Below are 26,884 nucleotides of genomic sequence, written 5' to 3' on the forward strand. Positions count from 1 at the left end.
CTTAGTTGCGGCCGCCAGCCTCAGCCCACTTCTCCAGCATAGCAGTGGTAACCGACTTCGGACGCTCGAGGGCATAGCCCAGGCCGCGGTCCCAAGTGATGTTAGCCATGCAGCCCAGAGCGCGGCCTACACCGAACAGCACGGTGTAGAAGTCGTACTCGGTCAGGCCGTAGTACATCTGGATAACGCCGGACTGTGCGTCGACGTTCGGCCAGGGGTTCTTGGTCTTGCCGTGCTCGGTCAGAACGCCAGGAGCAACTTCGAAGATCTTGGCGATAACCTTGAACAGCGGGTACTCGTTCAGGCCCGGGGTGTTCAGACAGAACTCACGCTGCGAGGTGTAGCGCGGGTCGGTCTTGCGCAGAACGGCGTGGCCGTAGCCGGGGATGACCTGACCGGCATTGAGGGTATCCCACAGAGCAGCTTTGATCAGCTCTTCGGTAGGCTCTACATCTTTGCAGTACTTCTCCTGGAACTTCAGGGTCCAGTCCAGCACTTCCTGGTTGGCCAGGCCGTGCAGCGGGCCAGCCAGACCGTTCAGGCCAGCAGAGTAGGCATAGTACGGGTCGGACAGGGCGGAATGCACCAGGTGAGTGGTGTGGGCCGACACGTTGCCGGACTCGTGGTCGGAGTGCAGGATGAAGTACATACGGGCAACGTCCTTGTACTCTTCCTTCTGGCCGATCATGTGGGCGAAGTTGGCGCCCATGTCCAGGCTCGGGTCGATGGCAATCTGCTTGTCGTTACGGTATTTCAGGTTGTAAATGAAGGCAGCGATGATCGGGATACGAGCCACGATATCGCTGGCATCTTCGTACACGTACTCCCATGCGGTCATCTTGTTGAACTTGCCGGAGTTGTAGAAACCGGCAAACTTGGAGTCCTTCTGCAGTGTCAGCAGAGCAACGGACAGCATGACCATCGGATGGCTGTCGCGGGGCAGGGCGCGAATGGCGTCGAAAACATACTGCGGCACTTGCTGGCGGGTCTTCCACTCGGCAGCGACTTCGGCCACTTGGGCATCGGTCGGTACGTCGCCGGTCAGCAGGAAGTACCAGAAGGACTCAACAGTCGGATACTTTGAGTTGGGAGCCTTGGGCAGCGCCTCGAAGGTCTCGGGGATGGTCTTGCCGCGGAAACGGATACCTTCCTGGGGATCAAGGTAGGAGATGTCGGTTACCATGCAACGGATGTCGCGGGCGCCGCCGATGCACTGATCGATGGTAACCTCGTCGATCTTAACCTTGCCAAATTCCTTCACCAGACGGGTGGTACGGGGACGGTGCTCTTCAATCTTCTGCTTGAGAGTTTCCTTCAGAGCCATGCTTCTTCTCCTTTCAGGATGATAGTGCATTTTGCATCATCTGCACTGGGTTTACACGAACGGTTTTGAAATACTGTATACAAAATTGTGGCCCCTTATAGCACCGCCACGAGCCAATTACAACAGATTTTTTTAACGCTCAAACATGATTATAAAATGACCAAGGCGTCATCAGAACGGGTCAGCTGTTTGAGCCCCTCGTTGCTCAGGTAGAAGGTGTTTTCGATGCCAACCGCACCCTCGCCGGGAAAGACGACTTTGGGTTCAAAGGCCCAGGCCATGCCGATCTGCAGGGTTTGCTCCATAAAGCCCCGTGCGATAAACGGGTATTCGTCGATTTCTACCCCCAGGCCATGTCCGATGAAGGAGACCTGGGAACCCTTGGCGCCCATAAAGCTGTCGGCGTAGCCCATCTCGCAGGCCAGGTCGTGGCAGCGTTCGTAAAGCTCGCCCCAGGCGATCCCTTCAACCGCCAGTTGCTTCATCAGGTCCTGTACCTTAAGCATGTCGTCGAACCCTTTACGTAGGCGGTCCGACAGGCAGCCGATGGCAAAGACCCGGGTCTGGTCCACCAAGTAACCGTCCATATTGCCGGCAAAATCGATGATGATCGGTTCGTTGCGCTCGATCGGTTTGTAGCTGGCACCCTGACCAAAGCAGGGGGAAGGTCCTACGCCGCCGAAGGGGGTGTCGGTGTAGGCCGGTACGGCACTGTCGCAGCCGGAGAAGGTGTGGCCGAAAAACATCTCGCCATTGTAGACCCGCATCCGGATCAGGCCCAGGTGGCCATGCTTGCGGGCGACATACTCCAGCTCGGCCGCCAGTTCCAGATCGGTCATGCCGGCCCGGATTACCTCCTTGGCCCGCTGGTAGACTTTGTCGACCTGGTCGGCAGCGTCCTGCATCAGGTGAATCTCATAGTGGCTCTTGATCATCCGTACCTGGCGGATCAGCGGTGTGACATCGGTAAAGTCGGCCGTTGGCCAGACCTTGCGGTAGCGTTCGAACAGGCCAACCGGCAACACGTCGAATTCCATGCCGATCCGTTTCGGCTCAGGGTAGCCAAAGCTGGCCACCAGACCGGGGATATCCTTGGGGGAACTGAAGGCCAGCACCTCTTTCAGTCCTGATTCCATCCGCGCCCTGGCCGCATCACGGCGCACCAGGTAGAGCGGTTGGCCCTGGGCCGGCAGGTACAAGCAGCCGTTCTGCACGGTGCCGGTAAAATAGAACAGGTCGGCATTCTGGGTAATGATTGCTGCATCCAGGTCGTTTTCGGCCATCAAATCCTGCAGGCGTTTGCAGCGGTATTCAAGTTCTACGGCGGGGGTCAGGCGCATGGCGGGCAGTGGTCCTTTCTATGAAAAATTCCCGGTCCTGATTGCTGGCAGAAAGATCAGACGCTTGACCTCGCAGCTGGAACCGGCTAGGGTGCCGGTCCATGTCAGGACGTATCTTTAAACCATTCAATATCGGTCTCTTTACCATCATTCCGGCCGGCGATCCAGCCCCGCAGCCCTGTGGCATTCCGATCCTGCTGGGCAGGCAGGGCGCCTTCGGCTCCGGTGACCATGAAACCACCGCCTCCTGCCTTGAGCTATTGCCTGCCATACCATTTTTGCAGGGCAGCCGCGTGTTGGATCTTGGCAGCGGCACCGGCATTCTGGCCATTGCTGCAGCCCGTTTGGGGGCAGCCGCCGTGGCAGCGGTTGATCTGGAACATGCCGCAGCCCGTTCCTGCGCTGAAAATGCTGTGCTGAACGGCTTGGAAGACCGGGTGCAGTCAGTGTGCGGAGAGCTTTCAGCTGTTGCAGACCGTAGCTTTGACCTGGTGCTGGCCAACATCTATATCGACATCCTGCTGCCGCTGGCCGACCAGCTGGTGGCCATGACCCGCAGCGGCGGGCAGCTGTTGTTGTCTGGCATCCCACTGCAGGACAAGTTCGATATTGTGCAGCGCTACACCTCCCTTGGCTGCCGGATAAGCGACAGCCGCATCGGCGAAGACTTCGTCACCTACCTCCTGAGCAGACCCTAACCAACTCTTCCGGTAGACGCTGCGTCGATGCCTGGGACAATCAGGCTGTTGTCAGCGGCGGTGGCGCACTGGCGAACAAGGAGGCTAGTTCAGTCAGGTTGCCGGCGGCAGACCAGGCATCCATACCTTGTTTCCATACCAGCGTTTCACGGGTCAGCTGTCCGGCCTGGACCATCTGCTGCAGGGTTGGCAGCTCAAAGGGCCCGGCCTGCTTTCCGTCCAGGGCCACAAACAGCTGTACCTGCTCAGGCAGTGGTGGCGGGGTCATACCCGCTGCCTGCTGTGGCTGTGAAGTGGCCATGCTGCCCATGGCACCTGCCATCTGCCCGCCTATCCCGAGCCCGATTCCCACACCGGCGCCGGCAGCGGCCAGCCCGCCCGGGTTGTTGGCGGCATCCTTGATGGCGTTGGCGGTCTCATACTGGGTAAAGGTCTGCAGGTTGCCGATGACCCGCATGGCGCCTGCCTTGTCAATGGCCCGTTCCACCTCTTCCGGTAGTCCCACATCCTGCACCTGTACCTCGGTCAGACTGATGCCGAAGCCCTCAAAGGCCGGGGCAATCCGTTCCTGAAGCATCTTGCCCAAGGTAACCACCTTGCTCTCCAGTTCGATCACCGGGATCTGCAACTCCGGCAACAGCTCCTTGATCCGCAGACCGATCTTGCCCTTCAGGTTTTCCTGAATTTCGTCGATGCTGAAGTCGCTGTCGGTGCCGGCGATCTCACGGATGAAGACCGTTGGGTCCTTGATCTTCATGGCGTAAAGGCCGAAGGCGGTTACCCGCACGGCGCCGAACTCGGGGTCCCGCATGGTGCAGGGGCCAGGAGTGCCCCATTTCAGGTTGGTGAACTGGCGGGTTGAGCAGAAATAGACCTCGGCTTTGAAAGGGGATTCAAAACCGTATTTCCAGCCTTTGAGGGTGGCCAGCACCGGCAGGTTACGGGTGGTCAGCGTGTAGGTGCCGGGACCGAAGACGTCGGCGATCTGGCCCTCGTTGATGAAGACCGCCATCTGGCCTTCGCGCACCACCAGTTTGGCGTTGTATTTGATCTCGTTATTATAGCGGGGGAAGCGATACAGCAGGGTGTCGTTGCTGTCGTCCAGCCATTGGATGATATCGATCAGCTCGCCTTTGAGTTTGTCCCACAATGCCATCTGTCGGTGCCTCCTGGTTCGAGTGAATTCTTTGCTGCGCGGGCCTTAAGTGTAGACGGTTTTCAGCACAATGCAAGCGGCTGATCGCTGGACAGTGATGCGCGAACCGTCAGTCCGGGCTTGCTGCCGCTGGCGTGACGTGAGTGCTGAGTTTAGTGACCGCAGCCGGTATCTGCTGCAGATCGTGAAACAGCTGGATGCTGTCCGGTAGCGCGGTGACCCCCTGTGCGCCGCTGCCGCCGGCCCACAAGGCGATCTCCTTGGGCAGCATACCCCGCAGGCGAACCAGCTGAGAGGCTGTGGCACGGCGTTGCAGGTAGCTGCTGCAGGATATGCCCACCAGTCGGCAGTGGTTTTCAACGGCGCCACGTCGAATCTCCTCCAGTGGCGTCTGTACACCGAGTTGTAGCACTTCAACCCCTTCCAGCTCCAGGATGCAGGCTGCCATCAGTAGCCCGACGCCGTGCTGTTCGCCAGGCAGGGTCGTCAGCAGGGCCCGCAGTCCGGTCCGGGGAACGGCGAGTGACTGTGTGGTGACGGCCAGCAATGAGCGCAGCTCTTCCACGTAGCGGTGCTCTTCCAGTACACCCAGCCTGCCGTGAAACCAGGCCTCGCCGACAGCCTGATTCAGGGGGGCCACCAACTCGGTCAGGAAATGGCGTAAACCATGCTGGTGCAGCAGCTGTTTCAGTCTCTCCCGCACGATACTGCTGTCGGTTGTAGCCAGAAGGTTCAGCATCTGTTCGACATCGGCACTTAATGACTGCTTCGGTTTGGACTGCTGTGCCAGTTGTTGCAGGTGTGGCAGGTTGAGCAACAGCAGTTTGCCGGGGCGTTGGCCGTTGTCCAGCAACTGTTTGATCAGACATAGCCGTTCCAGTTGTTCACGGCTGTACTCCCGTTCGCCCCGCTGATTACGCTGCGGCGTTGGAAAGCCGTAGCGTCGCTCCCAGACGCGCAAGGTGTCGCGTCCAATGCCGGTTTGTTGTTCAACGTCAGATATGGAATACAGATGGCGCATATTTGTCCTAGACAAAATAAATATTTTGAGCAAAACTAGCATTAAAGAAAATTACTGTCTAGAGCAAAGCTGGAGTTGAGCGCTATGTCAATGACGAATTACCTTAATGAGCGGTATGATGATACCTACATGTCGGTGTATGCAGCGCTGCTTGAGATGGCCCGTCTGGCACCAGACAAGACAGAGCGGCATATCCGGCAGACCCTGAAATATCTGTATGTCAGGCAGGGCAACGATTGGACCGGACGCGGTGATATCGGCAATGCGGGGCTGGATGCCTCGGTTGCGGCACATGAAGCGGTATTGGCTGAGCTGTCGGCAAGCGCTACTGCATAGAAAGGAGTATGAGCGATGAAAGACAAACTGGAGCAACTGTTTTATTTCGGATTGGGCAGCGCCTTGATGGCCAAGGAAAAGCTGGAGCAGGCCGGAGAGTCAGCCAAGGGACTCAAAGAGGAGAATGAACGCAAGGCCCGCGAGTTTTTCGATCAGGCCGTGGCCAAGGGTAGTGAGGAGCGTGGCAGGCTGAAAGAAGAGGTCAAGCAATTGCTTAAAGAGGCCATCGATGAGTTGGGTCTGGCCAGCAAGGCTGATCTGGATGCCCTGCGGGAGGAGTTAGCCAGACAACGTCAGGGACAATCCTAAACCGGTGCCGTTCGTGCTCGTGCTTATGCGTCAGTACCATCCGGTGCGGGTGTATCGGGTGTTCAGGGTGTTGCTGACGGTCTTCCTGCTGATCAGAAAGCGGGCCAGCTGGCTCGGCATAGAACCGCTCAAGCCGAACCAGCTGGTGACGGCCATTGAACAGCTGGGCGCCAGTTTTATCAAGCTGGCTCAGGTGTTGGCCACCCGTTCCGATTTTTTCGACAGCAGTTACCTGGAGCCGCTACGGTATCTGCATGACCGTTTGCCTGCCATGGCGGCCGGCGATTTCAGGCAGGTGTTTGCCAGGGCGTTCGGAGCCGGTGACTGTTTCAGCAGTTTTGAACAGCAACCTTTGGCCTGTGCCTCCATCGGTCAGGTGCATCGTGCCGTGTTGCAGGACGGTCGGCAGGTCGCGGTAAAGTTACGCCGTAACGGTATTGAGCGGGTGGTGCGGGAGGATATACGCCTGCTGGGCTGGTTTCTGGCAATTCTGCATCCGCTTTTTTCCGAGTATACCCGCAACTCCATCGAGGCGGTGCTGCAGGCCTTCCGGCGGACTATTGTGCAGGAAGTCGACATGCAGGCCGAGTTGTCCAACCTGGAACGGTTCCGTCAGGCCTATCCCGATAGCGGTGTCAGAATGCCGGTTCCCTATCCGGAGTGCAGCAGCCGTGATGCCCTGGTGATGAGCTTTGAGCAGGGGGTGCGGTTTGACGATCAGGAGCAGCTGGCCCGTCTGGAGGTGTCGTTTCCGGCCCTGATGGAACGGCTGGTGCTGTTCTACACCGAACAGATGCTGGTCAAGGGCTTTTTTCATGCCGATCCGCACCCCGGCAACCTGCTGGTTGCGCCGGATGGGACGCTGGTGCTGCTGGATTTCGGCATGGTCAGCCGGATTCCTAACGCCACCCGGCTGGCCATGATCAATACGGTCAAGGCGGCCTATGAACGTGACTTCGAGCTGCTGGTGCAGGCCACCCGTAAGCTGGGCATCATCACTGACAGCGCCCCCCAGGATGAGCTGACCGGCCTGGCCGAGGAGATGTTCCGCATCTTTGACAATGACCAGTTGAGCGCCACCAGTATGCAGGAACTGGCCTTCGGTGTTATGGACACGCTGAAGGACTACCCCTTTAAGCTGCCCCAGGAGATCATCTACGTCATGCGGGCCAGCTCGATCATTGAGGGGCTAGGCACCAGCTACATAGAAAATTATAACGGCGTCAAGGATGTGCTGCCGGTCTTGCGGGCCAACCTGACCCGTGCCCTGGGCGAACGGGACAGCGTCTGGGGGGTGGTTACCCACGAGCTGGCCCAATTGCCCTTGACCCTGGTAAAGGCTCGGCATCTGGTGGATACCTTGCAGCAGGGTGATCTGGTGGTCCATCTGGCGGAGGACGATCGTCGGCTCCTGCTGCGCCCCCTGCAGCAGTGGTTGCGGCAGCTGGCCTGGATTGGTCTGCTGGTGGCGACGGCCTTTTATCTGCGTGACATGCCGCACCCGTTGGCAGGCTGGCTATCGTTGGGCTGTCTGGGGTTGGCGGCGGTCAAGCTGATCTGGTGGAAAAGATAGGGTTGTGGGAGCTGCCGGTTATGCCACCAGTCGGTCCCGGTCGTTAGCAGGGTCTGATTTAAGCAGGATGGTCAGGGCTTCGTGCAGTTGATCGTCGACCCGGTCGAATGCCAGTCCGAGTCCCGACAAGTGGCGCTCACCCCATGGCCGCAGCCAGCGGATGGTGGTCGGCACCAGCAGCTCAGCCTCAGGCAGGTAGATGTCAAGCGGCTCGCCGATGGTAAAACGCTCCGGAAAGGTGTGCAGGAGAAAGAATCCTCCCCAGGAAAGATTGAGGGTGAAGGTCCGGTCGCTGGAATCAGGTCCGTGGAGCTGGGCGGCCATGATGATGTCGCGACGGCGGTTTCGGCGCAGTTGACGGGGCTCAAAGCTGCTGCAGGATTTGGCCAGAAAGTCGTTCAGACTGTTGTCCTGGCGAGCGGCTCCCGGCATGGTCATCGGCACCAATACCGAGCCCACGGCCCGCACCCGTAGGGTGGGGAAGAAGTTGGTCAGCGAGCAGGCCACCACCTTTTCATCCCCCTTGGCCTTGACGATCGAGGGCAGATCCACCAGCAGACCACTGTAGCTGCCGCTTAACACCAGCGTTTCGGCGTCATAAAAGCTGGCAGCCGCCACGGCCTCCGCTCCCGCCTGTTCGAGCGCCGCCACAAAGGCCTGACGGGTCTCCTCGCTGTAGGCGATGGCTATGATCGGGTGTTTGGGTGGCATACTGCCCTTTCTAGGCCGAGGCTGTTTCTTCCTCCAGATGCAGTTCCTTGATTGCCATCTCCCGCAATTTGAACTTCTGGATCTTACCGCTGGCGGTCATCGGGTAGCCGTCCACAAACTTGACATACTTGGGAATCTTATAATTGGCGATCTTGTCTCGGCAGAATGCCTTGACCTCTTCTTCGGTCATTTCCATCCCCTTTTTGAGGATGATGGCCGCCATGACCTGCTCACCGTATTTCTTGTCCGGCACACCATAGACCTGTACATCAGATATCTTGGGATGGGTGTAGAGATATTCCTCGATCTCTTTGGGATAGATGTTTTCGCCGCCACGGATGATCATCTGCTTGATACGGCCGGTGATCTTGCAGTAGCCGTTCTCGTCCATGATGGCCAGGTCGCCGGTGTGCAGCCAGCCATCCTTATCGATTACCTTGGCGGTCTCCTCCGGCATCTTGTAGTAGCCCTTCATCACCATGTAGCCCCGGGCGCACAGTTCGCCCTGCTTGCCCGGCGGCAAAGTCTCGCCGGTTTCGATATCCACGATCTTGACCTCAGCACCGGGCAGGGCCCGACCCACTGTGGCCACCCGCAGTTCAATCGGGTCGTCGGTGCGGCTCTGGGTGATGCCGGGGGAGGATTCGGTCTGGCCAAAGACGATGGTGATGTCGGTCATGTGCATATCCTTGACCACCCGCTTCATCACCTCGATCGGGCAGACCGAACCGGCCATGATGCCGGTGCGCAGAGTGGATAGATCGAATTTTTTGAAATCCGGGTGCTCCAGTTCAGCGATGAACATGGTCGGTACGCCATGCACGGCGGTACACTTCTCAGCCTCGATGGTCTGCAGCACCTTTAGGGGGTCGAACATCTCCACCGGTACCATGGCGGTTCCGTGGGTCACTGCGGCCATCACCGCCAACACGCTGCCGAAACAGTGGAAAAACGGTACCGGGATACACAGACGGTCCTTTTCCGTAAATTTCATGCACTCGCCGATCTGGAAGCCGTTATTGACCAGGTTGAGGCTGGTCAGCATGACCCCTTTGGGGAAGCCGGTGGTGCCGGAGGTGTACTGCATGTTGATGGTGTCATTGCAGTCAATGGTCGCTTCCACGGCGGCCAGTTCGGCATCGCTCACCTGGCTGCCCAGTTTGGCGATCCGTTCAAAGTTGAGCATGCCGGCCGGAGTGCCCTCACCGATGAAGACCACGTTTTTCAGGAACGGCAGCTTGCTGCAGGACAGCTTGCCGAACTCGGCGCTGGCCAGTTCCGGCACCACCTCGTTCAGGGTGGCCACGTAGTCGGTATCTTTCCATGACTTGACCATGAACAGGGTGGTGGAATCGGACTGGTTGAGCACGTACTCCAGTTCGGCCGACTTATAGGCGGTGTTGACCGTCACCAGCACCGCACCGATCTTGGCGCTGGCAAACATCAGGATCGCCCACTCCGGCACGTTGTGGGCCCAGATCGAGACATGGTCCCCTTTTTTGATCCCCAGCTTGAGCATTCCCTTGGCCACCTGGCGGCAGACCTGATTAAACTCGGCATAGGAATAGCGCATGCCGCGGTCAGGGTAGACCAGGGCGTCGTTAGCGGGAAAGCGTTGGGCAATGTCGTCCAGCAGGCCGCCAATGGTGTGGGTGATCAGGTCTGACATGGTCGTCTCCGTGCTGCTGCCGGGGTCATGAATAGGCAGCGTCTAAAGTTATTACTCCAAATGAGTTGTTTTCGGGTTCTGGTTCGAGGGTGTCCTGCCGCCGCTGGAGTTGCCGCTGGTGTGGTTGTGGCCGGGGCAGGGGGGTACTATAGACGGGAAGCCCTGATGATAACAAGAGAAAAACTGTTTGATGGCATTACACGCAGCAGATCGGTAACTGGTCGTTGTTGTCATTGAATAGAGTTGAATTGTGCTGCCTGTGGTGGTTGCTTCACATGCCTTGCGCAGGCGTTTTAGGCTATATATAGATATTGTAAATATGCGGTGTTTTGATGGTGATGTTTTTGTAAGTATATAATATTATACAATTAATATTGTGCTCAGATTATGTTGGCAAAAATGGATTGACGATTTTTAAAACAACGTGATAGAAAACCAGTGAATATGATGTAAACAGTTTCGCTATCAGCAGTAAGGGGCTTCTGGCGTTTGTGGCTGACCACGTATGTTACGGAAAGGAGTTAAGTATCATGGCGGAAAAAACGTATGACTGGGCATCGATAGCTAAAAATCCCAAGTTTATCGAACTGCACCACAAGAAGACGGCCTTTTTGTTTGGCTGGTGGATCTTCTCAACGATCTACTACTTCCTGTTGCCGATTGGAGCGGCCTACGCACCGGGCCTGTTCAAGATCCAGATTCTGGGTCGCATCAACTTCGGCTACATCTTTGCGTTGTCGCAGTTTTTCGTATCCTGGGGCCTGGCCATGTACTATGCCCATGTTGCCAACAAAGACTTTGACCGTCTGACCAGAGAACTGGTCAACGAACTTCAATAGGAGGTGATATCATGAAGAGACTGTTAGTAGCTCTTGGTTGCGTACTCTCCCTGAGTATCGCCGCCTACGCCGCCCCCGAGGCTGCCAAAGCCCCCGAAGCCACCCCTGCGGTAGCCGCCCAGGCCCCTGCCGCTGCTGCGGCCCCTGCCGTAGACGCCGCCAAAGTTGCTGCGCCTGCCGCAGAGTCCAAGGCCACCCTCAAGGCCAACCCCAAGGTCACCATACCGATCTTCCTGATCATCATCGCCGCCACCATGTCCGTCGTCGTCTGGTCTGCCAAGCAAACCAAATCGGCTGCTGACTTCTACACCGCCGGCGGTGGCATCACCGGCACCCAGAACGGCTGGGCCATTGCCGGCGACTACATGTCGGCTGCCTCCTTCCTGGGCATCTCCGGCATGATCTCCCTCTACGGCTATGACGGCTTCATGTACTCCGTCGGCTGGCTCGTGGCCTACATCACCGTTCTGCTGATCGTAGCCGAGCCCTGCCGCAACGCCGGTAAATACACCCTGGGCGACATCCTCTCCTTCCGCACCTCGCCCAAGCCGGTACGTGCCGTCGCCGCCATCTCCACCGTATCCGTCTCCACCTTCTACCTCACCGCCCAGATGGTCGGCGCCGGTAAACTGATGCAACTGCTGCTGGGCATCAACTACACCATCGCCATTGTCGGCGTCGGTATCCTGATGGTCGGCTACGTCGTCTTCGGCGGCATGACCGCCACCACCTGGGTCCAGATCATCAAGGCCGGCCTGCTGATGACCGGCGCCTTTATTCTTTCTGTTATGGTAGCCATCAAATCCGGCTTCAGCCCGTTCCAGTTCTTCACCGACATCGCCACCAACCAGAACATCATTGACCACGTCAAGCTCCTGCCGATCTACCTCAAAGAAGTAGACGCCGGCACCGCCACCGCCGACGCCGGTCAACGCTTCCTCGAGCCGGGTCTGTTCCTGACCAACCCCCTCGACCAGATCTCCCTCGGCATGGCCCTGGTACTCGGCACCGCCGGTATGCCCCACATCCTGATGCGCTTCTTCACCGTTCCCACCGCACAGGAAGCCCGTAAATCAGTTATCGTTGCCATGTTCATCATCGGCTCCTTCTACATCCTGACCACCCTGCTGGGCTTCGGCGCTGCCGTCCACCTCTCCCCGCAAGGCATCAAGCAAGTAGACGCCGGCGGCAACATGGCTGCCATGATGCTGGCCAAAACCATGGGTTCCGAATTCTCACCCTTCATCGGCGACCTGCTGTTGGCCTTCCTCTGCGCCGTGGCCTTCGCCACCATCCTGGCCGTCGTCTCCGGTCTGGTCCTGGCAGCCTCCGCCGCCATCGCCCACGACATCTACGTCAACGTCATCAAAGACGGCCATGCCGACCAGCATGAGCAGGTTATGGCAGCCCGGATCACCTCCTTCTGCGTCGGCGCCGTCGGCATCCTGATCGGTATCGCTGCCGAGAAGCAAAACGTTGCCCACCTGGTGGCCCTGGCCTTTGCCGTTGCCTCCTCCGGCAACCTGCCGGTCGTCGTCATGTCGCTGTTCTGGAAGAAATTCAACACCGCCGGTGTGGTTGCCGGCCTGGTTGTCGGCACCATCGCCTCCATCGGCCTGGTCATGGTCTCCCCCAACATGACCTACCCCGACCGGGTAGCCGACAATGCCAAGGCTGCCTACACCAAGCTTGAGGCAGAAATCGCCGCTGGTCTGGTTGCCCCTGCAGCCATGGAAAAGACCCTCAAGACCATCGAGGCCAAAAAGGCAGAAGAGGCTAAAAACCGTGGTGGCAAGTCCATGCTGGGCCTGTCCAAGCCGCTGTTTAACCTGAAGAACCCCGGCATCGTCTCCATCCCGCTGGGCTTCATCGCCGCCATCCTGGCCACCCTGGCCTTCCCCTGCCGCAGGGCAGAGGAGATGTGGGACGAGATCTATGTCCGCCAGAACACCGGCCTGGGCATGGCAAAGGCTATCGACCACTAAGGCTTTTCAATCCGATGACCTGTGCTATAGTGGGGGAGGCTTACGCCTCCCCCTTTTTTGCTCATTGTGAGGAGTTACGTGGACACACATCCTTCTGCCCCTGGCGGCACCAGTACGCTGGACGCGCTGCCTGCATTGACGCAGATCAGCAAGGTCTGCACCGCAGCCGAAATCGCACTGGTGCTCGAACGTCTACAAGCCGATCTGGACAGTGAACGGCAGCGCTTCAACCAGTGGGAGACCCAGGCGAGCCATCAGCGCGGGTTGATCCCATCGGCCGATCTCTCTTCGCTGCAGACCATTCATACTGAACTGAACAGGATTGAGCTGGAGCGGTTCCTGGTGGCCAACTCGGTTACTATTCTTCATCAATCCTGCACCCATTACCGTGATCTGCTTGCAGAGCGTGCCGTAGAACTGGTGGCCGATGCCCTGTTCGCAGAGGGTAAAGGAGCGGCACCGGTCCCCTATGCCCTGATCAGCATGGGCAGCGATGGCCGTGAAGAGCAGACCCTGATCACCGACCAAGACTACCTGATCGTCTATGGTGATGGCGGCGGTGAGGCAGCCGATTCATGGTTTGAGGAGTTTGGCGCCCGTCTGGTGGATTATCTGGAGCAGGCGGGATTCAAACGCTGCACCGGCGACATCATGACCAGCAACCCCACCTGGCGCGGCTCTTTTACCCAGTGGCGCAAGCGGTTGTTCGCCATTGTGCGTTACGAGGTTGAGGATTTTGCCAAGAACATGATGGACCTGATCGTGCTGTCCGATGCCCGCTACGTGGCTGGTGACAGGCCGTTGGGCGAGCGATTCATCGAGCTGGTGCGGGATATGGAGAAAGAGCACTTTCAGGTGCTGTGGGGCATGGCCCGGGCCGCCACCGAAATGAAGCTGGCCCTCGGCTTCATGCGTCGCCTCTGGACCGAACCCAGCGGTGAGCACAAGGGCGAATTCAACATCAAGCTGTTGGCCTGGGCGCCCCTGGTAATGAACGTTCGTATTCTAGCTATCAGCCAGGGTTTGGCCGCCACCAGCACTGTTCACCGGATCAAGCTGCTGGAGCAGGAAGGGAGCTTCTCACCAGCCGTGGCCCAGGGGCTACTGGATGCCTATGAGATCCTTACCCGTTACCGGATTTTGTTGCAGATCAAGGTCATCAAGGGGATCCAGAAAGACTCCTACCACTTGGACCCGCTGATGCTGGACCATGACGAGCGGGAACGGATCAGGCAGGCAGTGCTGCGGATCGAGGATCTGCAGAAGTCGATCCACACCACCTTCAACATTATGTAGGGCTTGACAATGCAGAGCTGCTTTGCTAGAAATACTACTTCCCGCGCGCTTAGCTCAGCGGGAGAGCACTGCCTTCACACGGCAGGGGTCACTGGTTCAATCCCAGTAGCGCGCACCATACAATTTAAAAGGCTCTGCCGTAAGCAGAGCCTTTTTTTGTAAATTGTGCTAAAACGAGCCGTCGCGTTGCAGGCTCGACAGATTGATAATACAACGAAGTAAGGCCCATCAATGGTACAAGATCATTTTCAGTTGGTAAGCGTTGCCGATGGCAAGACAGACGCTGACGCCATTATCAAGGTGTTTGCAGAGATGCATGCCGGGCGTCTGAAGAGCGATTTGACGTTGCTCAACTACTGTAATGAGATACCGGTCAGCTACGCTGCCACCATTCTGGCCGTGGACAAGGACAGCGTCGAACTGTCCGTCCATGAGCATCAGGCCAATATCCTCAAACAAAACAACAGCACACTGATCAAAAGCAAGGCCTTTGCCAAGGATCTGGCGGTACACTGTTACGCCGCCTACGTCAACGTCACCAAAAAGGTGGCCATCCTGCACAATTTTGCCTATGCCCAGATCAGGGCAGACCGGCGCGAGGCGGTGCGGGTCAGGGTGCACGGCACCTTGCCGGCCCGTTTTTTCTGCGAGAATCTGCAGATCGAAGGCACGGTGATCGATATCTCTGCCAGCGGCATCTCACTATGGGTTGATGGACCGTTACCAGCAACCGTTGAAGGGGCCGGTGTGATGGCCCTCACCCTGCTGGATTCGCCCCTGACCATGCCGGCCATCTTTGTCAGGGCCAAGCCCACCAGCGACAACCGGCAGATTGCCATCTTCACCATTGCCCCCGACCGGCTGACCGACACCGTGATCGGCAAGTACATCTACCAGCGTCAGGTAGAGGTGATTGTGGCGCTTAAAGAAGGTCTGGTGGTGGAGTAGGCCTCTTCTTTTGCTAGCTGGATTCTCGATCTCTTCAAGCAATACACCTGTCACCCTCTTTTCCTCACATCATAAGCTGTTGTTGAAACTTTTTTCACTTCCTTGTCTGTCACTATCAAAAGCATGTGCCGCCTGCAACAGCCAGAGGCTGGCGGTCGGATTCTGCTGCAGGTTGGCATGGTAGCAGTGCAGCAGGCGCTGCGCCTCGTGCTGCCAGTTCAGATCGTCGGTAAGTGTTGACAGCGTCAGCAGGTTGCTTGCCAAGATGGACAGTGCGCTGGGGATCACGCCGTCATGCAGATCGGGTAGGGCCAGCGGCAGTTGATCGGCATCGCTGCCGGCAGTGGTCAGACGGCCATCTGCTGTGCTGAACAAGCGCAGTGCCTCTTGGCAGAGGGTAGCAGCGCGCTGTAGGTCAGGCTTGTGTTGTTCGGCCAGGTACAGCTCCAGTAAGCCCCAGGCCACAAAGGCGTAGTCTTCCAAAAAGCCTTTGATCGGCGACGGACCAAGCAGGTAGCTGCGCAACAGGCGCCCATCAGGGGCCACCAGGCTGGTGGTGATGAAATCAGCCGCCTTGCGGGCGGCGGCAAGCCAGTGCTGCTTGCCGGTTATGGCGGCGCCACGGGCCAGCGTGGCGATCAGCAGGCCGTTCCAGGCAGTGATGATCTTGAGATCTCGCAGCGGTTGTTCACGCTGCCTGCGCACCGCCAGCAGGGTCTGGCCGCAGTGTTCCAACTGTTCGGCTAGCTCGCTCTCAGAGCGGTGATGAGCCTTGCCCAGCGCCTCAATCGTCTGCGCCTGATGCAGTACATTCTCTCCCGCTACCTCGAAGTTTCCCTCGCGGGTTACGCCGTAACGTTCGTGGAAGAGTGCTGCGTCAGCGCCCAACAGTGCGTCAAGCTCTTGTCTGTGCCAGACGTAACAGGCGCCTTCCCGTGCTTCGGAATCGGCATCCAGGCCGCAGTAAAAACCGCCTTGGGGCGAGGTCAGCTCCTGCAGGGTGAACTCCAGCAGGTTTTCGGCCATGTTGCAATACTGGTTGTCGTTGGTTAGCTGGTACGCCTCCAGGGCCACGTAGGCTACCAGGGCCTGGTCATAGAGCATCTTTTCGAAGTGGGGCACCAGCCAGTGTCGGTCGGTGCTGTAGCGGTGAATGCCGCCGGCCAGTTGGTCCCAGATGCCGCCCTGCCGCATGGCTCGCAGGGTCTGCAGGGCCATGTCGTGCAAAGCAATATCGTTACTGCGTAGCAGGTGCAGCAGGTAGGGCGGCATCGGAAATTTGGGTGCCGTGCCAAAGCCGCCGTACTGCTGGTCGTACATCCGTCGCAGGGTGGCATCGGCCTGTTTGAACAACTGGTCCAGCGGCACGCAGCGCTCCGGTAGTTGAGGGAGGCTCAGCCGTTGCAGGGCATCCATCAATGAGGTGGCATTGCGTTCTACGCTGTCCGGCCTGTGTTGCCAGACCTGGGCGATGTTTTCCAGCAGCTCCAGAAAGCCGGGCATGCCCCGGCGCGGTTCCTTGGGCAGGTAGGTCAGGGCGTAGAAGGGTGTGCCGTCCGGCTTCAGAAAACAGTTCAGGGGCCAGCCGCCGCTGCCGGTCATGGTCTGACAGGCGGCCATGCAGAATTCGTCCAGGTCGGGTCGTTCCTCCCGATCAACCTTGACCGGCACAAAGCCGTGGTTGAGGATGTCGGCCACTTCGTCGTCCTCAAAGGATTCATGGGCCATGACGTGGCACCAGTGGCAGGTGGCGTAGCCGATGGAGACAAACAGCGGCAGGTTGCGCTGCCGTGCCTCCTGCAGGGTCTCTGGGCCCCATTCGCGCCAGTCCACCGGGTTGCGTGCGTGTTGCAGCAGGTAGGGTGAGTGGCTGAAGATCAGCCGGTTGTAGAGCGGTCCGCCATCCGGGGGCAGGGTGGTGCGGTCAATGGCCAGCAGGGCCTGCAGATCGTGGTTGGTCATGGGCTAAGCCTACCATACTTTTAGGAAAAAACTTGCCGATGGGCGGTGCGGATAGTACTCTTTGCGTCGATTGCTATCCTGCCATGGGAGGGAGCAGCTGCATGTTTGATTATAGCGAGCGTCCGGATCTGGCCCCGTATGCCTGCAAGAGCGGCGAATCACGGGGGCGCCGGTATCTGGAAACGTCGGGCGACCCGCGACCGATGTTTGAGCGGGACCGTGACCGGATTATCCATTGCGCCGCCTTCAGGCGGTTGGAGTACAAGACCCAGGTCTTTCTGAACCACGAGGGTGATTACTACCGTACCCGCTTGACCCATTCGCTGGAGGTGGCCCAGATCGGCAAGGCGGTTGCCCGTCGTCTGCGCCTGAATGAGGACCTGACCGAGGCGCTGGCCCTGGCCCATGACCTGGGACACACCCCCTTTGGCCATACCGGCGAGGAGGTGCTGAATCAGCTGATGCAGGGCTTCGGTGGGTTTGAGCACAACTACCAGTCCTTTCGGGTGGTGGACAAGCTGGAGCAGCGCTACCCCGACTTTGACGGTCTGAATCTCTCCTGGGAGGTGCGTGAGGGGATTCTGAAACATTCGTCGCCCCACGATCTGCCGACCACGATCCTCGACGAGTTTCTGCCTGGCGTGGTCCCCTCCATCGAGGCGCAGCTGATCAACTACGCCGATGAGATCGCCTACAACAACCATGATATTGACGACGGGCTCAAATCCGGCTACCTGACCCTGGAGCTCTTAAAGGGGGTGGAGCTGTGGGCGCGGATGGCAAGCCGGGTACGTGAACGCTATCCGGCCATTGACGACAGGCGGTTGGTGGCCCGCACGGTCAGCGCCCTGATCGGGATGCAGATTACCGATATCTGTGAGACCACCTGGGCCAATATCCAGCAGTTCAACGTCAATTCGCCGGATGATCTGCGGCAGGTAAACCGGGTGCTGGTCCATTTCAGCCCAGTGGTGGAGGCGGAAAGTCTGGCGTTGAAGCGTTTCCTGAAAGAGCGGCTGTACCGCCATCACAAGGTGGACAAGATGCGGGTCAAGGCTGAGCACGTGCTGTCGCGTCTGTTTGAGACCTACGTCAAGCGGCCCAACCTGCTGTCACCCAAATATCGCCGCCGGATTGAGCAGGACGGTGTGGAACGGACGGTGGCCGATTATCTGGCCGGTATGACCGACCGCTATGCCCTGGATGATTACCGGGTGTTGTTCGAAACCGTTGAGAGGGGTTGAAATGGGTGCAGGTGTGACGGAGCAGCGTTACGATTTTTTCGCCTTTCTGGCCCGGATGCAATACATCAACCGTTGGGGGTTGATGCGTAACACCCAGCCTGAGAACATCAAGGAACATTCGCTGGATGTGGCCATGTTGGCCCATGCCCTGGCGGTGATCCGCAACACCTATTTCGAGGGTACACTCGATCCCGGCCGGGCGGCGTTGTATGGTGTCTTTCACGATGCCAGCGAGATTTTTACCGGTGATATGCCGACCCCGGTCAAGCATTTCAACCCCAATTTCAAGCGTTCTTTTCATCAGCTGGAGGACCGGGCACGCAGGAAACTGTTGGCCATGTTGCCGCCAGAGTTGTCGCAGGTCTATGAGCCGTTGTTTTTCTTTGAAGAGCAGGATGCCGAGTACCAGGCGGTGATCAAGGCGGCCGACAAGATCGCTGCGCTGATCAAGTGCCTGGAGGAGGAAAAGTCAGGCAATCTCGAGTTCAAACGGGCCGGCGAGGAACAGTTGGAGAGTCTGCGTACCAGCCCTTTGCCGGAAGTGGGCTATTTTCTGGAACATTTCTTGCCCGGCTATCGCTTGTCGTTGGACGAACTGCATCTGGGGTAGTTATGACACAACAGGAGCTGACCATGGATCACCATGCTGAGTCGTTGAAGGCCCAGCAGGAATATCAACGCGGGCTGCAGGAGCTGGAGGCGGGCAATGTGCTGGCTGCCCTGGCCAGGGTGGAGGCAGCCCTCAAGCTGTGGGACAACCCTGATTGGCACCCCTGTCTGGGCTATTGCATCGCCAAGGAACGGGGCCACGTCACCAGAGGCCTGGAGCTTTGTCAGGCAGCTATCGGGCGCCAGCCTGAGCAGCCTGAGCATTATTATTATCTGGCTCGGGTGCTGTTGGTGGCCAAGCGCAAGCCTGAGGCGATCCAGGCCCTGCGCCAGGGGGTGAGCCATGGCGAACATCGCCTGATCAAGCAACTGCTGGATGAACTCGGTAGCCGCAAAACACCGCTGTTGCCCTGGCTGCACCGCGATAACCCCTGCAACAAGTATCTGGGAATACTGTTTAGTCGTATTGGTTTGCGCTGACAGCTGCCTCTGCCTCCCATCACCACGCCGGTATCTGTATGACCACAGGTCAGGCGCTGTTCCGCGTTATTTCCAACCGTCTGGAAACAGGGTTTTGCTTGCCCCGGTCGGGGTGTAATGCTACTCTGGCCGACCGAAATCAGAGTCAGGAGTGAGACAGACCATGCGTTATTTTACCGCCGGGGAATCCCATGGCCCCCAACTGACCGCTATCATCGAAGGGCTGCCGGCCAATCTTGAGCTGGCCCCGGCCATGCTGGACGAGCAACTGGCGCGGCGGCAACAGGGGTATGGTCGAGGCGACCGGATGAAGATCGAGCAGGACCGGGTCGAGCTGCTGTCCGGTGTGCGCTGGGGCAAAACCCTCGGCTCGCCGGTGACGTTGGCAGTGAAGAATCGCGATTGGGAAAATTGGCTGGAGAAGATGTCGCCCCTGGCTGAGCATGCAGGCAAGGCAGAGCCGGTGACCCGTCCCCGGCCCGGCCACGCCGACCTGGATGGCGCCATGAAGTATTCCCAACGGGATGTGCGTAATATCCTGGAGCGTTCCAGTGCCCGCGAGACCGCAGTGCGGGTGGCGGTGGGCGCCGTGGCCCGCCAGTTGCTCAAGGCCTGTGGCATTACCATCGGCGGTTATGTGACTGAGCTGGGCGGTGTGATGGCGTCGGCACCGGCTGTCCCGTACCAGCAGCTATGGCAACAGGCGGCTGCCTCGGAGCTGTTTTGCTGCGATCCGGCAGCCGAGGCCGAGATGAAGCGTCTGATCGATCACACCAAGGCCGCTGGCGATACGTTGGGTGGCGTGGTGGAGGTGCAGGTGCAGGGGCTGCCGCCCGGTCTGGGCAGCCACGTGCAATGGGACCGCAAGCTTGATGCCCGGCTGGCCATGGCGCTGATGAGCATTCAGGCCATCAAGGGGGTTGAGGTAGGGCTCGGCTTTGAGGCCGCCCGTCGGCCCGGTTCCCAGGTGCACGATGAGATAACCTACGATCCTGCTGCGCTGGAGCGTGGCGCCGCAACCGCCTATGTCCGTCCCACCAATCGTGCCGGTGGTCTGGAGGGGGGCATGACCAACGGTGAGCCGCTGGTGGTGCGGGCCGCCATGAAGCCGATCCCCACCCTGTACACACCGTTGCGTTCGGTGGATCTGGCGGATCATCAGCCCTATGAGGCCTCGGTGGAGCGCTCCGATACCTGTGCCGTGCCGGCTGCCCTGGTGGTGGCCGAGGCAGTGGTGGCCATCGAGCTGGCCAGCGCCCTGCAGGAAAAGTTTGGCGGTGATTCAATCGAAGAGCTGCGGCGTAACCTGGATGGCTACCTGGCGACGGTGCGCACCTTCTGATGTCGGACAGCATTGTCTTAACCGGCCCGATGGGCAGCGGCAAGACCAGCGTCGGACGCCTGCTGGCGCAGCAGCTGGGCTGGGCGTTTATTGATCTGGATGCCCTGATTGTCGAGCAGGCCGGCAAGAGCATCAACGCCATCTTTGCCGAAGAGGGAGAGCCGGCCTTTCGACGATTGGAACAAGAACAGCTGGCAGGTCTGGTGGGCCGGGCGCAGATGGTGCTTTCCACCGGCGGCGGCGCGGTGATTGATCCTGAAAACCGTCGCCTGATGCGATTGATTGGTCCGGTGGTCAATCTGACCGCCTCACTGGAGATGCTGGCGGCGCGTTTGGCTGCCTGCAATGATCGCCCCCTGTTGCAAGGCGAAGAAGCGGAGCGCGTGGCCAGGCTTGAACGTTTGCTGCAGGAACGCGAACAGTGCTACGCTGATAGCGACATAAGAATTGACACCGTCGGGAAATCAGTGGAAGATGTGGCCGCCGAGGTGCTTAAGCGGCTTTCCAAGGGGTAGTGATGGCGTTGATTCCGGTCCAGCTTGGGCCGCAAAGCTATAGCATACTGATAGACGCCGGCATACTTGCTGAAGCGGGCAAGCACTGCCGTGAAGTGGGACTGACCGGCCGCGCAGCGGTGGTGACCAATCCCACGGTGGCCGGCCTGTATGCCGAAACGGTCACGGCCTCACTGGCAGCGGCCGGTTATCAGCCGCTGCTGCTCCCGATTCCCGATGGCGAGGCCTACAAGACCAGCCAGACCTTGCATCAGGTCTATGACCAATTGATCGAGGCCGGGATTGACCGGCGCTGTTTTGTTGTGGCGCTGGGCGGCGGTGTGGTGGGTGATCTGGCCGGTTTTGCCGCTGCCACCTACCTGCGGGGCATCCCGTTTGTGCAGCTGCCAACCACCCTGCTGGCACAAGTGGATAGCAGCGTGGGGGGCAAGACCGGTATCGACCACCCCCGCGGCAAGAATCTGATCGGCGCCTTCCACCAGCCACGGCTGGTGCTGGCCGATGTGGATACCCTGACAACGCTGCCGGAGCGAGAGTATCGGGCTGGTCTGGCAGAGGTGATCAAGTACGGGGTGGTGCTGGACCGGGCGTTCTTTGAGCTGCTGGAGTCCAATGTTGAGCGGCTGCTGGCCCGTGATCGTGAGTTGATCACCACGGTGGTGGCACGCTGCTGTGCCCTCAAGGCCTGGGTGGTGGAGCAGGATGAACATGAGGCCGGCCTGCGGGCGGTGCTGAATTATGGTCACACCCTGGGCCACGCCTTTGAGGCCCTGTCAGGTTATGCTGGTCTGGTGCATGGCGAAGCGGTTGCGATCGGTATGACGCTGGCAGCGCAGATTTCCGAGCGAGAAGGCTTGTGCAGTGCTGATGATCGCGAACGGATTGTGGCGTTGCTGCGCAGCTTGGGACTGCCTACCGAAACGCCGCCGGCAGACCGTGACGAGTTGATAGCCGCCCTGACCCAGGACAAGAAGAGTCGGGCCGGTGTTATTCAGTATATCTGTAATCAGGGCCTTGGGGCCCACGCCGTGCGGGAGTTCACCCCGGCCCAACTGGCCGAAACCTGTGTTGCGGGGAGGTGACGGGACGTATGCAGCATTCACCGGAAGCGTTGCAGCAAGAGATCAAGGCCCTTGAGGAACGTTTGCAGCAGGCTCGTCGTGCGCTGCAGGCACTGCAGGGGGGGATCAGTCTTGGCGATGACGACCTTGAGCTGATTGAACTCAGCGAGAGTGACATTGTTGCCGAGCCGGACGATGACCAGCTGGTAGAGCGGGTAAAACCGCCGTTGCGGTCGATTGCTGATCCATGGTCCGGGGTTGCCGTCAGCGGTGTGGAACCGTCGGATGGCGAGACTGCCGAGATAAGCTCGGTGGAAGATGCCTGGCCAGCAGCAGCGCAAAGTGGTCGGGACCCGTTGATGACCGGCACCCTGGCCGAGTTGTACGTTTCACAGGGCTTTACCGATAAGGCTGCCGGCATCTACCGTGATATCCTTGCCACGGAGCCCGGAAACAGCACAGCGGCAACACGGCTTGCTGAACTGGAGTCGCAGTTGCTTTCGGCAGCTTCAGCGGAGCAGCCGGTCGGTGAGCAGTCGTCTGCAGTGGCTGCGGTGCCGCCACAGGGGGTTGCCGATACCGGCAGCGTACTGCCGGTGCTGGAAGGCTGGCTGGAAAACATCCGGAGGTTGCGCGAATGTCGTTGAGAACATTGCTGTCAGGCATGATCCAGCAGGTCGAAGGCGCCTATGCCGTGATGTTGATGGGCTACGATTGCATCGCCATCGATGAGGTGCACCTGGGACGCCCCGGTTTTGACGTGCAGATGATGACCGTTGAGTATGCCACGGTGATCAAGGAGATCCAGCGTACCGTCGAGGTGGTGGGTGCCGGCGATATGGAGGAGATAACCATCACCACCAAGCAGTCCTGTATGATCCTGCGTGTGATCAACGAGGAGCTGTTTGCCGCCTTTGTGCTCAGCCGTGACGGCAATGTGGGCAAAGCCCGTTATCTGCTGCGTGCCAATGCCTTGACCATGATCAAGGCCATTGAATAGAACGATGCAACGTATTCTGGTTATACATGGTCCCAATCTGAATTTGCTCGGTCAGCGGGAGCCCGATATCTATGGCTCCCTGACGCTGGATGACGTCAATAGCGCCCTGCAGAGCCTAGCCTCCGAGCTTGGCTGCCGTCTGGTCTGCTTCCAGTCAAACAGCGAAGGGGCGTTGGTGGATACGATTCAGGCCGCCATCGGCTGCTATGATGGCATCGTGATTAATCCGGCCGCCTACACCCATACCAGCGTTGCTCTGCGCGATGCCTTAGCCGCAATCGGCATCCCCTTTGTCGAAGTTCATCTCTCCAACATCCATCGACGTGAACCGTTCCGCCACCACAGCTACCTGGCGCCGCTGGCGGTCGGGCAAATCTGTGGCTTCGGGCTGGACAGTTATCTGCTGGGATTGCGTGCTCTTTTTAATCATAGTAAAAGTCAGCAAGGTTGAATTTACGTTTGATCTCGCCAACTGATCAGAATTCGGTTGAGGTGTCGCTTTCAGTTATGCTAAAAGACAGGCGCTCTCGACTGACCCCGTGGTTCGACCGCGAGCAGCTCGATTGCCTGGTGGTGGAACACCTCCCCAATCTGCGTTACCTGTCCGGTTTCAGCGGTTCCAGTGGTCTGCTGGTGCTGACCCGTAATCAGGGGTGGTTCATCTGTGACTCCCGTTACACGCTCCAGGCACAGCAGGAAGTAATCGGGCTGGCCGTGATTGAACATGGCCAACGCCACGAGGCGCTGGCCCAACTGCGTAACGAGCAGGGGTGGCAACGGATCGGGTTTGAAGCGGCCCATTGTCTGGTCAGTACACAGCAGGAACAGGAGAAACAGTTGCCAGGGGCGACGCTGGTGGCGTTACCGGCTGATCTCGATGGGATACGGGATCGCAAGGATCAGCGCGAACTGGAGGCTCTGGCGGATGTGGCCAGCCTTGCTTCGCAGGCCTTGCAGTCGGTGCTGCCGTTGATTCGGCCTGGTCTGGTTGAGGCTGATCTGGCCCTGGAACTTGAGATTGCTATGCGGCGTCGCGGCGCCGAGGGCCGCGGTTTTGATTTTATTATCGCCTCCGGGGAACGGGGGGCCATGCCCCACGGGCGGGCCAGCAACAAGCCGATACAGGCTGGCGAACTGGTGACCATCGATTTCGGGGCGGTGCTGAACGGCTACCATTCCGATGAAACGGTAACCGTCGGGGTTGGGCAGCTTGATCAACGCCAGCAGCAGATTTACGATGTTGTGTTGGAGGCCCATGACCGTGCCGTTGCGGCGGTTCGTCCCGGTGTCAGCTGCAAGGAGCTTGATGCCGTAGCCCGCGACTATATCCGCGAGCAGGGCTTTGGTGACTTTTTTGGTCACGGCCTGGGTCATGGGGTCGGACTTGAGATTCACGAAAAGCCGACCCTGTCGCCCCGTAGCGAGGCTGTGCTGGATGAAGGGATGGTGGTCACCATCGAGCCTGGCATCTATATCCCCGGTTGGGGTGGGGTGCGGATCGAAGACACGGTGGCGGTGACTGGTAACGGTTGCCGGTTGTTGACAGGAGTAGCAAAAAAATTGATGGTTGTCTGACGGTACGGCTTGGCTGTTACCGCGTACGTTATTAATGTGATTGTGAGGGAAGGAGTTAGGAATGGAAATCAAGGATCTGAAACTGCTGATAAAAATGATTACCGAGACCGATATTACCGAGTTTGAGATGGACAACGCCGATGAGAAGATCGTCATCAAGCGGGGTCAACAACCGGAAATTATCCAGATGGCTGCTCCTGCAACCTATATGCAGGCACCGGCCCCTATGGCAGCAGCTCCGGTGGCTGCCGCAGCACCCGTGGCAGCAGCTGTTGCGGCACCTGCCGCTGCCGTTGAGAGCGGTGAAACCATTAATTCCCCGATCGTGGGCACCTTTTACCGCGCCGCTTCTCCTGAGGCCGCTCCCTTTGCTGAGGTGGGCCAGGTAGTTGAAAAAGGCCAGGTGATCTGTCTGGTGGAAGCGATGAAACTGTTCAATGAGATCGAGGCGGAGTTCAAGTGCAAGATCGTCAAGATCTGCGTCGAGAACGCCCAACCGGTTGAGTTTGGTCAGCCGTTGTTCGTCGTTGAGAAGATTTAGGAGCCACTATGTTCCATAAAATACTGATCGCCAATCGTGGCGAGATCGCCATCCGGGTGATACGGGCCTGCAAGGAGTTGGGGATCAAGACCGTTGCGGTCTATTCCACCGCCGATGCAGAATCGCTGCATGTCAAGCTGGCCGACGAGTCGGTCTGTATTGGGCCGCCCCCCAGCAGCCAGAGCTACCTGAATATCAACGCCATCATCAGTGCCGCCGAGCTGACCGATGCTGAGGCGATCCATCCCGGTTATGGCTTCCTGTCGGAAAACGCCAAATTTGCCGAGATCTGCGAGCAGTGTGGCATCACCTTCATCGGTCCTTCCGCTGAGAGCATGCGCATCATGGGCGACAAGATATCGGCCCGCCAGGCGGTGATCGAGCATGGCGTACCGATCCTGCCTGGTACCAAGGAAAATGTGAAGTCGGTGGACGAGGCGGTCAAGATCGCCAAGCAGATCGGTTTCCCGGTGATCATCAAGGCCACTGCCGGTGGTGGCGGTCGTGGCATGAAGATCGTCCATTCACAGGCGACCCTTGCCAACGCCTATGCCACAGCCAAGGCTGAGGCCCAGGCCGGCTTTGGCAATCCCGACGTCTATATCGAAAAATACTGTGAGCAGCCGCGACACGTTGAGATTCAGGTGCTGGCCGACAAGCACGGCAACTGCATCCATTTGGGTGAGCGGGACTGTTCTATTCAGCGTCGTCACCAGAAGATCATCGAAGAGGCGCCCTGTCCGGTGCTGAAGCCGGAAACCCGTACCGCCATGGGTGAGGCAGCCATTAAGGCCGCCAAGGCGGTCAATTATTCCAGTGTTGGCACGGTGGAATTTCTGCTGGATAAAAACGGTGATTTCTACTTTATGGAGATGAATACCCGTATCCAGGTGGAGCACCCGGTGACCGAAATGATTACCGGTGTTGACCTGATCCGGGAGCAGATCCGTTCCGCCGCTGGCCTGCCGCTGCGTTACAAGCAGAAGGACATCAAGATCACCGGTCATGCTATCGAGTGTCGGATCAACGCCGAGGATCCCTTCAAGTTTACTCCCTGTCCTGGCAAGATCACCACCTATCACCAGCCGGGCGGCCTGGGGGTGCGTGTTGATTCCTTTGTGTATGACCAATACACCGTGGTGCCACATTATGACTCGATGATCGGCAAGCTGATTGTGCATGCCGAAACCCGTGAGGACGCCATCCGTCGCATGGCACGGGCTTTGGACGAGTATATTATCGAAGGTATCAAGACCACCGTCTTTTTCCATAAACGGATCATGACCAACAAGGATTTTATCGAGGGAGATGTGGATACGTCGTTCCTTGATCGGATCGTGCTGGAGTAGG

Annotated in this window: 27 protein-coding genes and 1 tRNA gene; 21 read left to right on the top strand and 7 right to left on the bottom strand. The window is 58.7% G+C overall.

What is annotated here, in order from left to right:
* Position 1: 1 nt before the first annotated feature.
* Positions 2-1,324: a citrate (Si)-synthase gene (locus tag RBQ93_RS04565; protein ID WP_320370838.1), complete on the bottom strand. Its 1,323-nt coding sequence runs from the start codon at positions 1,322-1,324 to the stop codon at positions 2-4.
* Between the two features lie 149 nt (positions 1,325-1,473).
* Entirely contained in the window at positions 1,474-2,664 is a 1,191-nt protein-coding gene (locus RBQ93_RS04570) for a Xaa-Pro peptidase family protein (RefSeq protein ID WP_320370839.1), read from the bottom strand.
* A gap of 101 nt (positions 2,665-2,765) precedes the next feature.
* Here RBQ93_RS04570 and RBQ93_RS04575 point away from each other — a divergent pair, with 101 nt between their 5' ends.
* Positions 2,766-3,362, top strand: a complete 597-nt coding sequence (locus RBQ93_RS04575) for a 50S ribosomal protein L11 methyltransferase (RefSeq protein ID WP_320370840.1) — start codon at positions 2,766-2,768, stop codon at positions 3,360-3,362.
* Between the two features lie 40 nt (positions 3,363-3,402).
* On the opposite strand, the gene RBQ93_RS04580 is transcribed toward RBQ93_RS04575, so the two are convergent.
* Together RBQ93_RS04580 and RBQ93_RS04585 are read right to left on the bottom strand one after the other, a co-directional pair.
* Positions 3,403-4,518, bottom strand: coding sequence for an SPFH domain-containing protein (locus RBQ93_RS04580; protein ID WP_320370841.1), 1,116 nt, complete (start codon positions 4,516-4,518; stop codon positions 3,403-3,405).
* Between the two features lie 109 nt (positions 4,519-4,627).
* Positions 4,628-5,539, bottom strand: a complete 912-nt coding sequence (locus tag RBQ93_RS04585) for a MerR family transcriptional regulator (protein WP_320370842.1) — start codon at positions 5,537-5,539, stop codon at positions 4,628-4,630.
* An 84-nt stretch (positions 5,540-5,623) separates the two neighbouring features.
* On the opposite strand from RBQ93_RS04585, the gene RBQ93_RS04590 reads away from it, so the two are divergent.
* The 3 genes from RBQ93_RS04590 to RBQ93_RS04600 are packed head-to-tail and all read left to right on the top strand — an operon-like array spanning position 5,624 to position 7,757.
* Positions 5,624-5,875 (top strand): hypothetical protein, encoded by a 252-nt coding sequence (locus tag RBQ93_RS04590; protein ID WP_320370843.1) that lies wholly within the window; start codon positions 5,624-5,626, stop codon positions 5,873-5,875.
* 15 nt (positions 5,876-5,890) lie between these two features.
* Positions 5,891-6,184, top strand: coding sequence for a hypothetical protein (locus RBQ93_RS04595; protein WP_320370844.1), 294 nt, complete (start codon positions 5,891-5,893; stop codon positions 6,182-6,184).
* A gap of 13 nt (positions 6,185-6,197) precedes the next feature.
* Positions 6,198-7,757 (top strand): ABC1 kinase family protein, encoded by a 1,560-nt coding sequence (locus RBQ93_RS04600; protein ID WP_320370845.1) that lies wholly within the window; start codon positions 6,198-6,200, stop codon positions 7,755-7,757.
* An 18-nt stretch (positions 7,758-7,775) separates the two neighbouring features.
* On the opposite strand, the gene RBQ93_RS04605 is transcribed toward RBQ93_RS04600, so the two are convergent.
* Together RBQ93_RS04605 and RBQ93_RS04610 are read right to left on the bottom strand one after the other, a co-directional pair.
* Positions 7,776-8,468, bottom strand: coding sequence for a PilZ domain-containing protein (locus RBQ93_RS04605; RefSeq protein ID WP_320370846.1), 693 nt, complete (start codon positions 8,466-8,468; stop codon positions 7,776-7,778).
* A 10-nt stretch (positions 8,469-8,478) separates the two neighbouring features.
* Positions 8,479-10,137 (bottom strand): AMP-binding protein, encoded by a 1,659-nt coding sequence (locus RBQ93_RS04610; protein ID WP_320370848.1) that lies wholly within the window; start codon positions 10,135-10,137, stop codon positions 8,479-8,481.
* Positions 10,138-10,667: 530 nt separating this feature from the next.
* On the opposite strand from RBQ93_RS04610, the gene RBQ93_RS04615 reads away from it, so the two are divergent.
* The 5 genes from RBQ93_RS04615 (at position 10,668) to RBQ93_RS04635 (ending at position 15,205) form a co-directional block, all read left to right on the top strand.
* Positions 10,668-10,976, top strand: coding sequence for a DUF485 domain-containing protein (locus RBQ93_RS04615; protein WP_320370849.1), 309 nt, complete (start codon positions 10,668-10,670; stop codon positions 10,974-10,976).
* 11 nt (positions 10,977-10,987) lie between these two features.
* Entirely contained in the window at positions 10,988-12,961 is a 1,974-nt protein-coding gene (locus tag RBQ93_RS04620; protein WP_320370850.1) for a cation acetate symporter, read from the top strand.
* Positions 12,962-13,039: 78 nt separating this feature from the next.
* Positions 13,040-14,257 (top strand): putative nucleotidyltransferase substrate binding domain-containing protein, encoded by a 1,218-nt coding sequence (locus RBQ93_RS04625; RefSeq protein WP_320370851.1) that lies wholly within the window; start codon positions 13,040-13,042, stop codon positions 14,255-14,257.
* A 43-nt stretch (positions 14,258-14,300) separates the two neighbouring features.
* A tRNA-Val gene (locus RBQ93_RS04630) sits at positions 14,301-14,375 on the top strand.
* Positions 14,376-14,488: 113 nt separating this feature from the next.
* Positions 14,489-15,205, top strand: a complete 717-nt coding sequence (locus tag RBQ93_RS04635; RefSeq protein WP_320370852.1) for a PilZ domain-containing protein — start codon at positions 14,489-14,491, stop codon at positions 15,203-15,205.
* Positions 15,206-15,274: 69 nt separating this feature from the next.
* On the opposite strand, the gene RBQ93_RS04640 is transcribed toward RBQ93_RS04635, so the two are convergent.
* Positions 15,275-17,167, bottom strand: coding sequence for a thioredoxin domain-containing protein (locus tag RBQ93_RS04640; RefSeq protein WP_320370853.1), 1,893 nt, complete (start codon positions 17,165-17,167; stop codon positions 15,275-15,277).
* 101 nt (positions 17,168-17,268) lie between these two features.
* On the opposite strand from RBQ93_RS04640, the gene RBQ93_RS04645 reads away from it, so the two are divergent.
* The 12 genes from RBQ93_RS04645 (at position 17,269) to accC (ending at position 26,883) form a co-directional block, all read left to right on the top strand.
* A complete protein-coding gene (locus RBQ93_RS04645) occupies positions 17,269-18,411 on the top strand; it encodes a deoxyguanosinetriphosphate triphosphohydrolase (protein WP_320370855.1) in 1,143 nt (380 codons plus the stop codon).
* A 1-nt stretch (position 18,412) separates the two neighbouring features.
* Positions 18,413-19,021, top strand: a complete 609-nt coding sequence (gene yfbR, locus RBQ93_RS04650) for a 5'-deoxynucleotidase (protein WP_320370856.1) — start codon at positions 18,413-18,415, stop codon at positions 19,019-19,021.
* Between the two features lie 23 nt (positions 19,022-19,044).
* On the top strand, positions 19,045-19,500 hold the full coding sequence (locus tag RBQ93_RS04655) for a tetratricopeptide repeat protein (protein ID WP_320370857.1): 456 nt from the start codon (positions 19,045-19,047) through the stop codon (positions 19,498-19,500).
* A gap of 163 nt (positions 19,501-19,663) precedes the next feature.
* Positions 19,664-20,842, top strand: coding sequence for a chorismate synthase (gene aroC / locus RBQ93_RS04660; protein WP_320370858.1), 1,179 nt, complete (start codon positions 19,664-19,666; stop codon positions 20,840-20,842).
* Positions 20,842-21,357 carry a shikimate kinase gene (locus RBQ93_RS04665; protein WP_320370859.1) on the top strand — a complete coding sequence of 172 codons (516 nt, stop codon included), beginning with the start codon at positions 20,842-20,844 and terminating at the stop codon, positions 21,355-21,357. Before aroC ends, RBQ93_RS04665 begins: the two co-directional genes overlap by 1 nt.
* A 2-nt stretch (positions 21,358-21,359) precedes the next feature.
* On the top strand, positions 21,360-22,439 hold the full coding sequence (gene aroB, locus RBQ93_RS04670; protein ID WP_320370860.1) for a 3-dehydroquinate synthase: 1,080 nt from the start codon (positions 21,360-21,362) through the stop codon (positions 22,437-22,439).
* A gap of 8 nt (positions 22,440-22,447) precedes the next feature.
* Positions 22,448-23,065: a hypothetical protein gene (locus RBQ93_RS04675; protein WP_320370861.1), complete on the top strand. Its 618-nt coding sequence runs from the start codon at positions 22,448-22,450 to the stop codon at positions 23,063-23,065.
* Positions 23,056-23,418, top strand: a complete 363-nt coding sequence (locus RBQ93_RS04680; RefSeq protein ID WP_320370862.1) for a roadblock/LC7 domain-containing protein — start codon at positions 23,056-23,058, stop codon at positions 23,416-23,418. The genes RBQ93_RS04675 and RBQ93_RS04680 overlap by 10 nt, the downstream gene beginning before the upstream one ends.
* Before the next feature lie 4 nt (positions 23,419-23,422).
* Positions 23,423-23,869 carry a type II 3-dehydroquinate dehydratase gene (aroQ, locus tag RBQ93_RS04685; protein ID WP_320370863.1) on the top strand — a complete coding sequence of 149 codons (447 nt, stop codon included), beginning with the start codon at positions 23,423-23,425 and terminating at the stop codon, positions 23,867-23,869.
* Between the two features lie 56 nt (positions 23,870-23,925).
* A complete protein-coding gene (locus RBQ93_RS04690; RefSeq protein WP_320370864.1) occupies positions 23,926-24,993 on the top strand; it encodes an aminopeptidase P family protein in 1,068 nt (355 codons plus the stop codon).
* 61 nt (positions 24,994-25,054) lie between these two features.
* The gene (gene accB / locus RBQ93_RS04695) at positions 25,055-25,534 is read left to right on the top strand and encodes an acetyl-CoA carboxylase biotin carboxyl carrier protein (protein WP_320370865.1); all 480 of its coding nucleotides are present in this window, start codon (positions 25,055-25,057) and stop codon (positions 25,532-25,534) included.
* An 8-nt stretch (positions 25,535-25,542) separates the two neighbouring features.
* Positions 25,543-26,883, top strand: a complete 1,341-nt coding sequence (accC, locus tag RBQ93_RS04700) for an acetyl-CoA carboxylase biotin carboxylase subunit (protein ID WP_320370866.1) — start codon at positions 25,543-25,545, stop codon at positions 26,881-26,883.
* The last annotated feature ends 1 nt before the right edge of the window (position 26,884 follow it).

Source organism: Trichlorobacter sp. (assembly GCF_034008105.1).
In the GTDB taxonomy this organism is placed as follows: Bacteria; Desulfobacterota; Desulfuromonadia; order Geobacterales; family Pseudopelobacteraceae; genus Trichlorobacter.

Bases quoted from the DNA above. Each gene is read 5' to 3' on its own strand.
- aroQ (WP_320370863.1), top strand. From the start codon at position 23,423: ATGCAACGTATTCTGGTTATACATGGTCCCAATCTGAATTTGCTCGGT.
- RBQ93_RS04655 (WP_320370857.1), top strand. From the start codon at position 19,045: ATGGATCACCATGCTGAGTCGTTGAAGGCCCAGCAGGAATATCAACGC.
- RBQ93_RS04570 (WP_320370839.1), bottom strand. From the start codon at position 2,664: ATGCGCCTGACCCCCGCCGTAGAACTTGAATACCGCTGCAAACGCCTG.
- RBQ93_RS04645 (WP_320370855.1), top strand. From the start codon at position 17,269: ATGTTTGATTATAGCGAGCGTCCGGATCTGGCCCCGTATGCCTGCAAG.
- RBQ93_RS04575 (WP_320370840.1), top strand. From the start codon at position 2,766: ATGTCAGGACGTATCTTTAAACCATTCAATATCGGTCTCTTTACCATC.
- RBQ93_RS04565 (WP_320370838.1), bottom strand. From the start codon at position 1,324: ATGGCTCTGAAGGAAACTCTCAAGCAGAAGATTGAAGAGCACCGTCCC.
- RBQ93_RS04585 (WP_320370842.1), bottom strand. From the start codon at position 5,539: ATGCGCCATCTGTATTCCATATCTGACGTTGAACAACAAACCGGCATT.
- RBQ93_RS04640 (WP_320370853.1), bottom strand. From the start codon at position 17,167: ATGACCAACCACGATCTGCAGGCCCTGCTGGCCATTGACCGCACCACC.
- RBQ93_RS04595 (WP_320370844.1), top strand. From the start codon at position 5,891: ATGAAAGACAAACTGGAGCAACTGTTTTATTTCGGATTGGGCAGCGCC.
- RBQ93_RS04620 (WP_320370850.1), top strand. From the start codon at position 10,988: ATGAAGAGACTGTTAGTAGCTCTTGGTTGCGTACTCTCCCTGAGTATC.
- RBQ93_RS04610 (WP_320370848.1), bottom strand. From the start codon at position 10,137: ATGTCAGACCTGATCACCCACACCATTGGCGGCCTGCTGGACGACATT.
- RBQ93_RS04615 (WP_320370849.1), top strand. From the start codon at position 10,668: ATGGCGGAAAAAACGTATGACTGGGCATCGATAGCTAAAAATCCCAAG.
- RBQ93_RS04590 (WP_320370843.1), top strand. From the start codon at position 5,624: ATGTCAATGACGAATTACCTTAATGAGCGGTATGATGATACCTACATG.
- accC (WP_320370866.1), top strand. From the start codon at position 25,543: ATGTTCCATAAAATACTGATCGCCAATCGTGGCGAGATCGCCATCCGG.
- aroC (WP_320370858.1), top strand. From the start codon at position 19,664: ATGCGTTATTTTACCGCCGGGGAATCCCATGGCCCCCAACTGACCGCT.
- RBQ93_RS04580 (WP_320370841.1), bottom strand. From the start codon at position 4,518: ATGGCATTGTGGGACAAACTCAAAGGCGAGCTGATCGATATCATCCAA.
- accB (WP_320370865.1), top strand. From the start codon at position 25,055: ATGGAAATCAAGGATCTGAAACTGCTGATAAAAATGATTACCGAGACC.
- RBQ93_RS04605 (WP_320370846.1), bottom strand. From the start codon at position 8,468: ATGCCACCCAAACACCCGATCATAGCCATCGCCTACAGCGAGGAGACC.
- RBQ93_RS04675 (WP_320370861.1), top strand. From the start codon at position 22,448: ATGCAGCATTCACCGGAAGCGTTGCAGCAAGAGATCAAGGCCCTTGAG.
- RBQ93_RS04635 (WP_320370852.1), top strand. From the start codon at position 14,489: ATGGTACAAGATCATTTTCAGTTGGTAAGCGTTGCCGATGGCAAGACA.
- RBQ93_RS04680 (WP_320370862.1), top strand. From the start codon at position 23,056: ATGTCGTTGAGAACATTGCTGTCAGGCATGATCCAGCAGGTCGAAGGC.
- aroB (WP_320370860.1), top strand. From the start codon at position 21,360: ATGGCGTTGATTCCGGTCCAGCTTGGGCCGCAAAGCTATAGCATACTG.
- RBQ93_RS04665 (WP_320370859.1), top strand. From the start codon at position 20,842: ATGTCGGACAGCATTGTCTTAACCGGCCCGATGGGCAGCGGCAAGACC.
- RBQ93_RS04690 (WP_320370864.1), top strand. From the start codon at position 23,926: ATGCTAAAAGACAGGCGCTCTCGACTGACCCCGTGGTTCGACCGCGAG.
- yfbR (WP_320370856.1), top strand. From the start codon at position 18,413: ATGGGTGCAGGTGTGACGGAGCAGCGTTACGATTTTTTCGCCTTTCTG.